Raw genomic sequence first — 16,259 nt, forward strand, 5'->3', positions numbered from 1 at the left:
CCAACGTCGGTTGCCCGGCCTGGCCACGCCTGCTCACCGTGACCGCCGAGGCGACGTTCGGGCAGGCGACCAGCGCCGCGTCGATCTCGCCGAGTTCCACCCGCTGACCACGGATCTTGACCTGGAAGTCGGCGCGGCCCACGTATTCGATGGTGTGCTCGGCGCTCCAGCGCACCAGGTCACCGGTGCGGTACATCCGGGTGCCCGGTGCACCGAACGGATCGGCCACGAACGCGCCCGCGCTCGCCCCGGGCCGATTCAGGTAGCCGCGCGCCAGCGCATTGCCCGCCAGGTACAGCTCACCGACGACGCCGACCGGTACCGGCCGCAACCGGCTGTCGAGCACGACGGCGCGCACCCCGCGGATCGGGGTGCCGATGGTGATCGGATCGCCGGGCTGCAACTGGGTGCTGACGCACACCGCGATCGTTGTCTCGGTCGGCCCGTACACATTGTGGAAGCGGCGGCCCGGTGCCCAGGCGGCGACGAGTTCGACGGAGAGCGCTTCGCCGCCGATGGTGAGCATCTGCAGCGCGTCGAGACCCTCAGGCCGCAAGGTCGCCAGCACGCTGGGTGTGAGGAACGCGTGCGAAACCCGGTGCGTGCGAATCAGTTCGGTCAGTTCCGCACCGGCGAACACCTCGGCGGGCGAGACGACCAGGGCGGCACCCGCCGCGTAGGCCATCAGCGATTCCATCATCACCGCGTCGAACGCGGGCGCGGCGACCTGCAGGACCCGCGATTCTCGATCCACCTGATAGTGCTGGTGCTTCTCGTGCGCGAACGCCGACAACCCCGCGTGTGTGACGACCACGCCCTTCGGCTTGCCCGTCGAGCCGGAGGTATACACCAGGTAGGCGACATCGTCGAGGCGTGCTGCCTGGAAGGTGTGATCCGTTGGCGCGGTCGACAAGTCGGCGATCACTCGGTCGTCGTCGAGGCACAGCCAGTCGACCGTGTCCGGCAGTGACGAGCGCGCCTCGTGCAGAGTCACGCCGAGCGTGACGCCGGAGTCCTGGGCCATGTGCGCCAGCCGGTCCGCGGGGTAACGCAGATCCATCGGCATGAACGCGGCACCGGTTTTCGCGATCGCCCACAGCACCACGTGATAGGCCACCGACCGCGGAACGGCCAGGGCGACATAGGTTCCCGGTGCCGCACCCGCTCGCGCCAGCAGCACCGCGAGCCGATCGGATCGCCGGTCGAGTTCGCCATAGGTCAGGGTTTCGTCGGTACCGATCAGCGCGGTCGCCCTCGGGTCCGCGGCAGCGTCGGCGAGCAGCGCGGGCAGCGTTTTCGGCACCACGGCGGTCTCGCGCCCGACAGGGAGCAGGTGTGCGGTCTCCTCGGGGCACAGCAAGTCGATGGCCCCGACCACGGTGTCCGGCCGCGTGGTGATCGTTTCGAGAATCCGCAGCAGGCGGTCGGCGAACCGCGCCGCCGTGGCCCCGGTGAACAGGTCGGTGGCGTAGACGATCTCACCGTCGATACCCGCGCCGTCGGCACGTTCGTTCAGCATCACCATGAGGTCGGTCTTGGCCTGTGCAACACCGGGATCGAGCACCTCGATGCCGATATCGTCGAGTTCGAACCGAGTGGGGTCGGCATGCCGGAAGCCCAGCATCACCTGATAGAGCGGTGAATACGCGGTCGACCCCGCCCGGTCCAGTATCTCGACCAGGCGCTCGAACGGTACGTCCGCGTGAGCCAGCGCTTCCAGATCCGCGCCACGCAGGTCGGCCAAGAATTCACGGAACGACAGATGCTCGGCGACGCGGGTGCGCAGGACCACCGTGTTGACGAACATGCCGACCACATCGTCGAGTTCGGGGCGGCCACGACCGCCGACGGGGGTGCCGATCGAGATGTCGTCGCTGTGCGCGGTGCGCGAGAGCAGAATCGTCAGGGCGGCGTGCAGAACCATGAACACCGTGGCACCTTCGCCGTGCGCGAGTGCGACGACGGCATCGCGCAGACCCGGCTCGATAGTGAAAGCGACGCTGCCACCATCCATCGACAGGACCGCGGGCCGTGGGCTGTCGGTCGGCAGGGCGAGCAGTTCAGGTGCGTCGGCGAGAATCCGCTGCCAGTAGGCGATCTGACGCCCTGCCAGCGAAGTGGGGTCGTCCTCGGCGCCGAGGAACTCGCGCTGCCAGACCGCGTAGTCGGCGTAGTCGACAGGCAACGGCGGCCACAGCGGTGCCGAGCCGGTACGACGAGACCGGTAGGCGGCGAACACATCTCGGGCAAGCGGCCCCATCGACGCACCGTCAGCGGCGATGTGGTGCACCACCAGGACCAACACGTGGTCGTCGGCGCCCGTGCGGTACAGACGTACGCGGACCGGCGTGTTCGTGGCAACGTCGAAACCCGACTCGACCGCCTCGCGCAGCCGTTCTGCCAGCACCGTCGGATCGTCGATATCGGCCAGTCCGATATCGGCGGCGCCGACCATGCTGTCGTGGACGAACTGATGCGGTTGTCCGCCCACTGCGGGATAGGTCGTGCGAAGGGTCTCGTGTCGGGTGACCACATCCACCATCGCGGCGCGCAGCGCCGCCACATCGAGCGGTCCGCTCAGCCTGGCCGCGAAACCGATGTTGTACGCACCGGACTCGGGATGGAGCTGATTGAGGATCCAGATACGCCGCTGGGCGGCTGCCAAGGGAATTTCGGTCCGGTGCCGGCGACGGACCAGCGGCACCGACGCGTGTTCGTCGCGCATCGCGATTCGTTCGGCGAGCTCAGCGACGGTCGGCGCGTCGAAGACATCGCGTACACCGACGCGCACGTGCAGCGCGGCCTCAGCGCGGGCCGCTACCTGAGCTGCCGACAGCGAGTTCACCCCGAGCTCGAACAGGTCGGCAACGACACTGACCTGGTCGGCGCCGACGATCTCGGCGACGATCTTCGCCAGCACCGCCTCACGGTCTGTGCGGGCGACGAACTCTGCCAGCATCGTCGCGCGCGTCGCGGCGTTGTCCGCGTCGGAGGCGATGGACCCGTCCGCATCGTCGAAGATCATGTGCGACAGGGCCGACCTGTTCACCTTGCCGTCGGAGCTGAGCGGCATGGTGTCGAGCACCTGAATTCTTGCCGGCACCAGGTAGGACGGAAGCAGCCGGGTGAGACGTTTGCGGACCTTCGACTCGGAGAGGGTCGCACCCGGTATCGGCGACACATACGCCGTGATCCGGTCAGCGGAAACGATCGCGACTGCTCCGGAGATCTCCTCGATCGAGCGCAGCGCGGCCTCGATCTGCGCGGGCTCGACCCGTTGGCCGTGGAATATCGCCTGGAAGTCACTGCGGCCCACATACTCCAGATCCCCGGACCGTGACCAGCGAACGAGATCGCCGGTGCGGTAGAGGCGGTCCCCTGGCTCGCCGAACGGATCGGCGACGAACCGACCGCAGGTGAGATCCGGCCTGCGGTGGTAGCCGCGAGCGAGCTGGACGCCCGAGACGTACAGGTCGCCGACAACGCCGACCGGTACGGGCCGAAGCCGTGCGTTCAGCACGTACGCAGACATTCCGGTGACCGGGCAACCGATCGGGACCGCTTGCCGTGCCGGAGAATCCGCCGGGCAGCGGTAGGCCGTCACAACTTCTGCCTCGGCGGGGCCGTACCAGTTGACGACCTCGGCCCGGTCGAAGCACTGTCTGGCGCGTACGGCGGTGCGCTGGGCCAGCGCCTCACCTGCCGCGAACACATAGCGGACCGACGGCAGCCGCGTCGTGCCGGTGTGCTCGAGCAGCACCTCGAGCATCGACGGGACGAAGTGCACGGTGCTGACCTGCTCCTCTGCGATGATCTCGGCCAGGTAGGCGGGATCGTGGTGGCCGCCGGGTTCGGCGACGACGATCTGCGCACCGATCTGCAACGGCCAGAACAACTCCCACACCGCGACGTCGACGGTGATCGGGGTCTTGTGCAGCACCACATCCGACGCGTCGTGCGGGAATTCGCGTTGCGCCCAGGCCAACTGGTGGGCGGTGGCGGCATGGGTGAGCGCGACGCCCTTCGGTGCGCCGGTCGTGCCGGAGGTGAACAGCACGTACGCCGTGTTGCCGGCGCGCAGCGGTGCGCGACGTTCGTCGTCGCCGACCGGGCCGCCGGGGCGCGCGCTCAGGTCCAGCTCGTCGAGGCGGATACGCTCGATGCCGTCGGGCAGGGAGCTCTCGTCACCGGACGTGGTGACGAGCAGCAGTGGCCGGGCGACCGACAGGACGTCTGCCAGCCGGGCGGTGGAGCGGTCCGGGTCGAGCGGAACGACGGCGGCACCGGATTTCACGACGGCGTAGACGGCGGTGATCAGGTCGATCGAGCGGTGAATCGCCACGGCCACGGTCGTTTCAGGGCTCGCGCCGAGATCGATGAGGTGGCGGGCGAGGCGGTTGACGGTGTCGTCGAACTCGCGGTAGGTGAGGGCGCGGCCGCCGGGGACTCGGACGGCGACAGCGTCCGGGGTGCGTGCGACCTGCTCGTCGAAGGCGTCGACCAGCGTGCGGCCCGCGCTCACCGGTGGTGCGTCGTGGGGGCGCAGCAGCCGATCGCGGGTCGTGTCGTCGGCGAGGTCGATCTCCCCGGCGATGACCCGCTCGTCGGTGGTGACCGCGTCCAGGACGCGCCCGAACTGTTCGGTGAACCGGCGCGCGGTGGCGTCGTCGAACAGGTCGGTGGCGTAGGTCAGGCGCAGATTCATGCCCGCGATCTCGTTGTGCGGACCCCGGTCCTCGGTGATCATGAGCAGCAGATCGCAGATCGCCGCGTCGGCGCCGACATCGATGCCGCCGACCTCGAGCCCCGGTACCTCGAGCTGGGCGGGCGCCATGTTCTGGTAGGCGAGCATCACCTGGAACAGCGGCGAATGTGCCGTCGAGCGCGCCGGATTCAGCACTTCCACCAGCCGTTCGAACGGGACGGCGGCATGATCGAACGCCTCGATGTCGGTGCGCCTGGTCATGTCGATCAGGTCGGCGAACCGCTGGTCGGGGCGGACACGGGTGCGCAGGACCAGCGTGTTGACGAACATGCCGACGAGGCGATCGAGGGCTCGGTCGCCGCGGCCCGCATACGGGATGCCGATGGCGATGTCGTCGCTGCTCGACAGCTGCGCGAGCAGGACGGCAAGGGCGGTGTGCACCACCATGAACGGGGTCACGCCGCTGCGTCGCGCCAAGGCCGCCACGGCTTCGGCCACCTGGGAAGGCACCGCGGTGTGGACGGTCGCGCCGCGGTGGGACCGCTCGAGCGGGCGCGGGCGGTCGGTGGGCAGCGCGAGCACATCCGGGATCCCCGCGAGTTGGGTACGCCAGTACAGCAGGTCGCGGCCCGGCGCGGAGTCGGGTGCCGCGAGCAGCTCGCGCTGCCACAGCGCGTAGTCAGCGAATTGCACGGGTAGCGGCGCCCATTCGGGCGCGGCACCGGCCCGGCGTGCGCGGTAGGCCTCGATGATGTCGGCGGCCAGCGGCGCCACCGAGTAGCCGTCGCAATTGATGTGATGCACCGCAAGCGCCAGTGCGTGCGCGGTTTCGGTGAGCCGGAACAACGCCATGCGCAGCGGGGCGCCCGCCGAGACATCGAAGCCGGTGCCGAAGAACTCTGTCAGCCGTAAGAGCAGTTCATCGGCGGACACCGGGTGCACGGCGAGATCGCAGGACGCGACGACGTCCTCGGCGGTCAGCACGACCTGCGCGGGGGTGCCGTCGTGGGCCGGATAGGTGGTGCGCAAGATCTCGTGCCGTTCGATGACATCGCGGAGCGCGGCCGTCATGGCCTCGATGTCGAGTTCACCGTCGAGGCGGATCGACAGTGGCACCACGTAACTCGCCGACTCCGGGTCCAGTTGGTTGAGCAGCCACATCCGGCTCTGCGCGGGCGAGAGCGGGATACGCTCGGGCCGCGGTTTCGCCACCGGTCCCGCGACATCGCCGACGGCGCGCTGCTGTTCGATCCACCGCGCCAGTTCCGCCACGGTCGGCGCTTCGAAGATGGCGCGCACCGGAATCGTCACGCCGAGGACTTCGCCGACGCGGCTGAGCACGCGGGTCGCCAGCAGCGAATTGCCACCGAGGGTGAAGAAGTTCTCGTCGGCGCCGACCCAGGGAGTTTGCACCAGTTCGCCGATCACGCCGGCGATGGTCTCCTCCGCGATCCCGCTGGGAGCGCGGTAACGGGTTGCGGCGGCGCGGGTGTCGGGGGCCGGGAGGGCGCGGTAGTCGATCTTGCCGTTGGGTGTGAGCGGGATCGTGTCGATCCGAATCACCTGGGCGGGCACCATGTACGCGGGCAGGCGCGACAGCAGGTAGGTCCGCAGCGAGTCGGGGTCGATCGCCTCGTCGCTCACGGCGTAGGCCACCAGGATCTGCCCCTCGGCGACCGTAGACACCCGCACGACCGCGGCATCGATGTGATCGTGGGCGAGGAGCGCGGCTTCGATATCGCCGAGTTCGACGCGCAGGCCGCGAATCTTCACCTGGGAATCACGGCGGCCGACGTACCGAAGTCGACCCGCCGTGTCCCAGCGGACCAGGTCGCCGGTGCGGTAGAGGCGTGCCCCCGGCGTCGAGCCGAACGGATCGGCCACGAACGCGCTCGCCGTCAGGTCCGCGCGGGCATGGTACCCACGGGCGAGCTGGATTCCGCCGAGATACAGCTCGCCCGTCACGCCGGCGGGGACGGGCCGCAACCGTGCGTCGAGCACGTGCGTGACGGCATTCGCCTCGGGCGTACCGATCGACACGACAGGTCCGTCGAGCTCGCCGATCTCGTAGGCGGTGACGCTCACGGCCGCTTCCGTCGGGCCGTACAGGTTGTCGACGCGTGCTGCGCTGAGGTCGCGGAACCGGCGAACGGTCGCGGAGTCCAACGCCTCACCGATGCACAGCACCTGGCGGACGGCGGCGAGATCGTCCGGGGTCGCGATATCGAGAAACGCCGACAGGAGCGAGGGAACGAAGTCGACCACCGTCACGCCGTGACGAGCGATCAGCCGTGCGACGGCGGCGGGGTCGGTGTGATCGTCGCGCCCGGCGACGACCAGCGCGGCACCGGCGGTGGGTGCGGTGAACAACTCCCACACCGACAGGTCGAAGGTTGCGGGCGTGCGCAGCAGCAGCACGTCGTCGGTGCCGATCCCGTAATGGTCGGTGAGCCAACGGAGTTGGTTGACCACCGCCTCGTGGGTGAGTGCCACACCCTTGGGGACACCGGTCGACCCGGAGGTGAAGATGACGTACGCCAGATCCTGCGGGCGCAGCGGCCTGATCCGATCGGCGTCGGTGACCGGCATGGTGCCGGTCGTGGGCGAGGTGAGATCCGACAGACGCCAGACCGGTGCCGGTGCCGTCAGGTCGATGTCGTCGCCGGTCAGCACCGCGTCGGGTCGCGCGGTCGCGAGGACCGTGCGCAGCCGGTCGACGGGGTGATCGGGATCCAGCGGAAGGTAGGCGGCACCTGCCGCGTGGACGGCGTAGAGCGTGGTGAGCAGCTCGACCGAGCGGCGCATGGCCACGGCCACCACGCTTCCCGGCCCGATACCGCGACCGATCAGCCCTCGTGCCAGCGCGTTCACCTCGGCGCCGAACGCGGCGTAGGTGAGCGCGTCCCCGCTCTCCCCATCGATCACCGCAGGGCGTTCGGGCGTCGCCGCGACCTGCTTCGCGAACAGATCCGCGATCGTCGCGCCGTCGGAGGGCACGTCGGGGCCGGACTCGCGTAGCGCCAGTTCGTCGAGTTCACGCGAGCTGAGCAGCGGCAGATCACCCACGGGCACATCGGGATCGGCGACGACACCGCGCAGGATGGCGACGAACCGCTCGAAGATCGGCATGATTGTGGCTTCGTCGAAAAGGTCGGTCGCATACCCGAATTCGACCTGCATGTCACCGGGAGCGCCGTGCGCATCGACCGTGTCGACCAGGGTGAGATGCAGGTCGTACTTGGCGACACCCGGTTCGACGAGGTCGGCCGCCACCGTGAGCCCGCCCAGGCGCAACGTCGGGATATCGATGTTCTGGAAGGAGAAGCCGACCTGGGTCAGTGGCTCGTGTGCGGTGCTGCGCGGCGGATTGAGGACCTCCACCAGCTGTTCGAACGGAATCGCGGCATTGTCGAACGCACCGAGATCGCATTCGCGGGCGCGCTCGAGCACCTCCGTGAACGGGGCCGCGGGATCGACCTGTACCCGCAGCACCAGCGTGTTGACGAACATGCCGATCAGCGGGTCGAGGGCGGGCTCTCCGCGCCCGGCGACCGGCGTACCGACCGCGATGTCGCCGGTGCCCGACAGCCTTGCCAGCAAGATCGCGAACGCCGCATGGGTGACCATGAACAGCGTCGAGTCGTGGCGCCGTGCGAGAGCGATGATGTCGCGGTGCAGGTCGGCGGGAATCGCGGCCGACATGGTCGCCCCGCGGTAGGACTGCTGTGCGGGACGCGGCCGATCGGTCGGCAGGTCCAGCATCTGCGGTAGGTCGGCCAGTGCCGCGAGCCAGTACCGGATCTGGCCCGCGGTCACACTGGTCGGGTCTTCCTGCACGCCGAGGTTTCGCCGCTGCCACAGCGTGTAGTCGGCGTACTGGACCGGCAGGGGCGCAAAGGCAGGCGCTTCGCCCGCCGTTCGCGCCCGGTAGGCCACGGCCAGGTCGGTGGCCAACGGCGCGAGCGAGGATCCGTCGATGGCGATGTGATGCGCGGTGAGCACCACGGTCCATTCCTCGGTGGTGGTGCGCAGCAACGTGATCCGGAACGGGACCTCGGTGCTCACATCGAAGCCGAGGGCGGTCTCCCGCGCGATCTGTTCGGCGATCTCGGCCTCGGCGACCTCGCGGCACTGGAGCTGCGGTGCCGATTCCATGGGCAGGATCTGCTGCCATGGACCGCTGTCGCTGTCCGGGTAGCGGGTGCGCAGCGTCTCGTGCCTGGTGATCACGTCGGCCAGTGCCGACCGAAGAGCGTCGACGTCGAGCGGGCCGGAGATCCGCACGACGACAGGCACGTTGTAGACCGCCGCCGAGGTATCGAACTGGTTCAGGAACCACATTCTGGTCTGCGCGGGCGAAAGCGGAATCCGATCCGGACGCTGCTGTGGCACCAGCCGACGATGGACTGATCCCCGATCAGCCTGTCCACCAGCCGCATCCAGCTCACGGGCGAGCGCGTCGACGGTCGGCGTCTCGAACAGCGCCCGCACCGCGATGTCGGTGCCGAACACATCGGACAGGCGCGCCGCGACCTTGGTCGCGGTGAGTGAGTTGCCGCCCAGATCGAAGAAATTGTCGAGCGCACTCACGTGCGCCGCGCCGAGCACATCGCGGTAGACGCCGGCGACGAGTTGTTCGGTGGGCGTGCGTGGCGCGATGGCCTGGGCGGTCTGCGGGAACACCGGCTCGGGCAACACGGCGCGATCGAGTTTGCCGCTGGCGGTCAGCGGGAATCGGTCGAGCACCATGCACACATCGGGCACCATGTGCGCCGGCAGCCGGTCGCGCGCGGCGGCGCGCACCCGCTCCGCGTCCACGCCCGCGCCGACCAGGTAGCCGACGAGCCGGTCGGCGCCCGCGCTGCCGTGGATCACGACGACGGCGTGGGTCACCGCGGGATCCTGGGCGAGTACGGCTTCGATCTCCCCCAGTTCGGTGCGTTGCCCACGGATCTTCACCTGGTGGTCGGCGCGGCCCAGATATTCGATGGTCTGCTCCGGGGTCCACCGGGCGAGGTCGCCGGTGCGGTACATCCGGGTGCCCGCTCCACGGGGATCGGCGACGAAACTGGCTGCTGTCACCGTGGGCCGGCCGAGGTAGCCGCGCGCCAATTGCACACCGCCGATATACAGTTCGCCCGCCGTACCGACCGGCACCGGCCGCAGCCGGGAGTCGAGGACCTGCGCGGAGATCCCGCGAATGGGCCCGCCGATGGTGATCGGCCCCTGGACGGGGATCGGGTCGCTGATCGCGACCATGATCGTGGTCTCGGTGGGTCCGTAGCCGTTGAACAGCCGACGCCCCGGCGCCCAGGTCGCGCCGAGCTCGGCCGTGAGGGCTTCGCCACCGGAGACCAGCACCCGCAGGCACTCCAGGTGCTCCGGCGACATCGAGGCCAGCACGGTCGGCGTCAGGAAGGCATGGGTAACCCCTTGTGCCCGAATGAGTTCCGCCAGTTCGGTACCCGCGTAGACATCGGGTGGGGACACGATCAGCGCGGCGCCACCGGGGTGGGCGAGCAGAATCTCCAGCATCACCGCGTCGAATCCCGGGCCGGCGGCCTGCAGGACCCGTACGGTGGGCTCGACGTCATAGCGGTCCTGTTGTTCGGCGGCGAAGTTCGCCAGCCCCTGGTTGGTGACCTCGACACCCTTCGGAACGCCGGTCGTTCCGGAGGTGTAGATCACATACGCCACGTCGCCGGGGTGCACGGGCCTGCCACGGTCGGCGTCGGTCACCGGTGCGGACGAGTACCCGGCGGTGATGCTGCGCGAGACCGGGTCCGCGACCACCAGCAACGTCCACGGCCCCTCGGGCGCAGCGCCCTCGACTTCGGCGCTGGTCAAGACCACCCGGGGCGCGCTGTCGGCGAGCATCGAGGCGACCCGATCCCGTGGGTTGCGCGGGTCGATCAGCACCAGGGCGGCACCGGTTTTGGCGACGGCCCATACCGCGACCACGAAATCGACCGAGCGCGGCAGGACCATCGCCACCACCGCACCGGGTCGGGCTCCGTCGTCGAGCAGACGCCGGGCGAACCGGTTCGACAACGCGTCCAGCTCCGCGAAGTTCAGGCACTGTGCCCCGGACACGACAGCCGGACCCTCCGGCGAGATCGCGACACCTCGGGCCAGCAGATCCGACAGCGCCACGCCGGGTACCGCGTCGGCGCCCCGAACCGGATGCAGCACAGCGCGTTCGGCGTCGGACAGCAGTTCCACATCGCCCACCGGCACAGCAGGGTTCGCCACCACCGCGTCCAGGATCCGGCCCAGCCGTGCGGCCATCTGCTCGACGGTGGCGGGGTCGAACAGGTCGCTCGCGTAGTTGAGCCGCACCGCGACGTCGCCGGTGCCCGCGGCGTTCGCGCCCACGGTGACGACGAGGTCGACCTTCGCGGGTTCGGCGCCGGGATCGACAACGTCCACCGTGAGATCGGGCAGGACCAGTCGAGGCAGTTCGGTGTTGTCGAAGGCCAGATACACCTGACACACGGGCGCGTAGGCCGCCGAGCGCCGCGGATCGAGCTCTTCCACGACCCGGTCGAAGGGCAGCTCGCCGCGCGCGAAGGCATCGATGTCGATGTCCTTGACGCGTTCGAGCAGGGCCGTGAACGACTCCTCGCCGCGGATCGGCGTACGCAGCGCCACGGTGTTGACGAACATTCCCACCAGCGGAGCAAGATCCGGCTCGCCCCGTCCGGCCAACGGGGCGCCGATCACGATGTCGCCGGTTCCCGACAGCCGGGCCAGCAGAACGGCGAGTGCGGCGTGGACCACCATGAACGGGGTGACGTCCGCGGCGCGGGCGAGTCGCTCGATCTCGGTGTAGGTCCGGGCGGAGAGCTGCGTGGTAACGGCCTCGCCGCGCATCGAACGGCGAGCGGGCCGGGGCCGGTCGGTCGGCAACTCGAGCACTGCGGGCGCATCGGCCAATTGGGTTGTCCAGTACCGCAACTGGTCAGCGGCGAGCGAATCCGGATCCGCTTCGTCGCCGAGCAGGCGACGGTGCCAGTCGGCGTAATCGGCGTACTGCACCCGAGGTGGCACCTGATCAGGTGCCGTTGCCTGCGACCGTGCCGCGTAGGCGGCGGCGAAGTCGGCTGCCAGCGGCGTCAACGACGTACCGTCACAGCAGATGTGGTGCAGGACGAGCACCAGCACATGCGTGTCGGGGCCGATCGTGAGCAAGTCCGCGCGCAACGGCGGGCGGGCGCAGACATCGAAGCCGGCGGCCGTCAGCTCGCGGATCCGGTCGGCAAGCCGGTCTTGCCCGAGTTGTTCCGGGACACAGTCGAAGTCGGCCAGAGCCGCCTCGGCCGACAGAACCTCCTGCATACCGTGACCGTCACGGGCGGGGTAGCGCGTTCGCAGTGCCTCATGGCGATCGAGGACATCGCCCAGCGCTGTGCGCAGTGCGGCGGGATCGAGTCGCCCGGTCAACCGCAGGACCAGCGGAATGTTGTAGGCGGCGGACTCCGGGTCGACGCGGTTGATCAACCACATCCGATGTTGCGCGGGAGCCAGCGGCAACAGGCCGTCGCGCGCGATCGGTGTGAGTGTGGGCCGCACCCGGCGCCGTGCCCGGCCCACGCACGCGGCGAAGCCTGCCACCGTCGGGTTGCCGAACAGATCACGCACCGACAGTGCGCATTCGGTGGCATCGGCGACCCGGGCGACGGCGGCCGCCGCAGTGAGGGAGTTGCCGCCCACCTCGAAGAAATTGTCGAACGCGCCGACCTGGTCCATCTCGAGCACCTCGGCGAAGACGTGCGCGACGGTCTCTTCGGCATCGGTGCGCGGCGCGAGATAGCTCGCGGCGCTCCCGGCCGCCGGTTCGGGCAATGCACGCAGATCGAGTTTGCCGTTCACCGTCAGCGGCAGTTCATCGACGACCAGCACGACGTTGGGGATCATGTAGTCCGGCAGCAACGAACCCGCCTGCGCGACAACGGCATCGACATCGCAGTCGGCGCCCGCCGGTACGACGTACCCCACCAGACGCGCCGTGTCGGTGCCTGCTCGATGCACCACCACCGCGGCCGCGGCCACCGCCGGGTGGGCCAGCAGCGCGGCACGGACCTCATCGAGTTCGATGCGGAACCCGCGCAGCTGTACCTGCTGATCCGCACGCCCGCGGTATTCGAGAGCGCCGTGGTGATCGCGGCGGGCCACGTCCCCGCTGCGGTACATCCGCTCCCCCGGCGCACCCCACGGGTCGGCGACGAATCGACCCGAACTCAATGCCGCCTGCCCGAGATAGCCGCGAGCCAATTGTGTTCCCGCTACATAGATTTCACCCCACGCGCCCACCGGCGCCGGTCGCAGCCGCCGATCCAGCACGTAGGCGCGAAGGCCGGGGAGCGCCGCGCCGATCACGCTGGGCGCGCCGGGTACCGCCAGATCGCCGCTCATGTCGGTGTGGGTGACGAACACGGTGGTCTCGGTGATGCCGTAGCTGTTGACGACGACCGGCCCCTCCGGGTTGTCCACGTACCAGGGCGCCAACGCCGCCGGATCCAGACCTTCGCCCGACAGCACGACCAGCCGCAGCCCCAGCTCACCCTCGGGCGCACCCGCCGCAAGGTAGCGCCGCTGAGCTGCGGCGAATTGGTAGAACGCCGAGGGAGTTCGGCTGAACACGGTGACGCGTTCACGGGCGACCAGGCGCACCAGTTCATCGGGCGCGCGCGTGGCCGGCGTATCGGCGACCACGACTCGGCCGCCGGTGACCAGCGGGCCGAAAACCTCCCAGATCGAGTAGTCGAACGCCACCGAGTGCAGCCATGTCCACACGTCGTCGGCCCGAATGTCCAGGGCGGCACACGCATTCGCCAAGTAGGTGACGACCGAGCGGTGGCTGATCACCACGCCCTTCGGCCGCCCCGTGGAACCGGAGGTGAAAATGACGTAGGCGGCGTCGTCAGGCCGCAGTGGTGCGATGCGCTCGTCATCGGTGATCGGGTCCGCGGCACCGTCGAGGTCGTCGTCTTGCCCGAGAACCAGAGTCTGGCCCCGACCTACCGGCAGTCCGACCTCTTCGACGATGACAACTGTCGGATCTGCCTGGCCGACAACGTATTCCAGCCGCTCCCGCGGATGGGTGATATCCAGTGGCAGATACGCGGCACCGGATTTCAGCACGGCGAGCATCGCGACGATCAGCTGGGTGCCACGCGGCAGTGCGATGGCGACCAGCGTGCCCGGACCCGCGCCACGGCCGATCAAACGCCGGGCGAGCCGGGTGGAACGCTCGTCGAGGTCCCGATACGTGATCGTCTTGTCCCCGGCGGTGACCGCGTCCGCGAGCGGGGCCGAACGGGCCTGTCGCGACAGCGAATCCACCAGCGTCTCGACCGGGGCGACACCTTCGGCACCAGCCGACTCGCCGATGATCGAGAGCTCTTGCGCGGCGGACACCAGCGGCAGTTCCACCACCCGCTCGCCGGAGTCGGCCTCGATGAATCGGTGCAGGAAATCGATGAATCGGTCGGCGTGCGCGTCGATATCGCGCTGACTGTAGAGGTTGTCGTTGCCGTGCAGCTCGATCAGCAGCGGCGTGTCCGGCCCGGTCCGGTAGAGGTTGATCTGCAGATCCTCGAGGGCGCCCGAGGTGAGCGCGTGATAGCGCCCGACGGCGTCGCCGAGACGGATCTCGGAGTCGAAGAACAAGATGTTGACCACGGGGCCGAAGGTGTTGGCGGAGTTGTCGATCGAGGCGGATTCGCGACGCAGATCCTCGAAGCGGTAGCGCTGATGACGCAGCGCGGAGACCAGCTCGCTGATCGACGCCTTGACCAGTTGCTCCACTGTGGTCGCGTCATCGATCGCGAAGCGGATCGGCACCATATTGGCCAGCATCGCCGCGGCGTTGCGCAGTTTCACGGTGACCCTGGCGCTCATCGGGACCGAGAGCACCACCTCGTCGGCACCGGTCATCCGCGTGAAGAAGGCCGCGAACGCCGCGACGACGACCTGCGCGGCCGACGCGTCGAGTTCGGCCGAACGACGATCGAGCAGCGCGCACAGCTGCGCCGGAAGTTCGCGCGCCGCAACTTCGTCCACGGTTCCCGCGCGCGCCGACCGACCGGACAGACCGGCGGGCGCGGGGAGATCGGCGACCTTGTCCAGCCAGTACTGTCGATCGGCCTCGAACCTCGTACCCTCCCGATAAGCCTGTTCGTCGGCGGCGATTTCGCGCAGGTGCGCGGCCACCAGTCGAGCGGGCGGCCTGCCTTCCGACAGCGCGTTGTAGTGCTCGGCGACCCGGCACAGCACGCTGAACGCGCCGTAGCCGTCGATCACGAGATGGTGGGCGCGCGCGTACCACAGGTGCAGGTCATCGCTGATTCTGATCAGCCGTGTGACCGCGAGTTGATCTCGGGTGATGTCGACCTGCCGGGTGTAGTCGCGGCGCATCCATTCCAGCGCCGCGGCCATCGGATCGCTGTGCGTGCCGAAGTCGAGCACGAGTTCGTTGAACGTGATGTCGCGGTCGACGACCTGGTAGGGACGCCCTTCCACCTCGACCACCCGCACCATGAGCGACTCGGTCTCTTCGGCCGCCTCGTGCACCGCCGTATTGAACAGGGCGACGTCGATCCGCCCCGCTATCTCGACGTACTGCGCGATGTTCGTCGCCGGTCCACTATGCGCGCCGTCCGCGTACCACATGCCATATTGCGCAGAGGAAAGCGGAATAAGATCCTGATTACCGGCACAGCTCTCGACAGACTCCATGATTACCCGACCCCTCGCATGGCTATCGACCTAACACGGACTCCGAGTATGGACATCCGTGCGCTTTCCTACCCCACGTAACAACGTGTACCACAACCGCCGAATGCGGGGTCCGTTCACTGCCGAGCAGCCATACGTATTCCCCTTGCTGTTCTCAGGACCGATACGGATCCGTTAGACACTGATCCGACATCCCGCGAGGTGCGGTACCCATCCGGTTACTACCCGAAACATCTCCCCGAGATTAGCCTGACAGCTAACAACCGGCATACGATTTACAGGGAACACACTAGTAACAATTCAATTCAGATCGATCACAAATCCGGACATTCCACGCGAAACCAATATTCCGAGAGCACTGCAGGTCCAAGCGATAGGTTCGCAGACATAGCGCTGCCGCTCGCGATGTGGACCGATCGCCACCTGTGCGATCTCCGGCCTCGATACTGCACATCCCCAGCGTGTACGGCAAATTTTGCAAACAATTCAGCCGAACTGATCGACTGACCGAATCTGTCGATTGCTGCCGCGTCGACATTCGACACTCCCCCGGAATGCCGAGAGCGAAACCAGAGCCCGGATTTGTTGGGGACATCCCGATTTTGCGCGTGTCGCGCGGCGGATATACCAATTCGGTTGCCACCAACATTTGGGGCTTGACTCAATAGTGAGACCATTTGACGGCGCGAGACATACTGGACATTCCCTGAATAGCCGAAAACGAGGCAATCGGTATGTGACGCGCCGCCATTACGGCCGATGAGAATTCACTTTCGGCAACCATGCCGCGACTGCAACGTCACCTGGCCCGCAC

1 protein-coding gene is annotated in these 16,259 nt (G+C 68.3%); it reads right to left on the reverse strand.

Features of this window, described 5'->3' with window-relative positions:
• Nucleotides 1-15,379, reverse strand: a 15,379-nt coding sequence (locus tag ACFWF3_RS03745) for an amino acid adenylation domain-containing protein (protein WP_379312313.1), incomplete at its 3' end; no start/stop codon positions are given.
• Between the last annotated feature and the right edge of the window lie 880 nt (nucleotides 15,380-16,259).

Origin of the sequence: Nocardia sp. NPDC060220 (assembly GCF_042727815.1) — a bacterium.
Lineage (GTDB): Bacteria > Actinomycetota > Actinomycetes > Mycobacteriales > Mycobacteriaceae > Nocardia.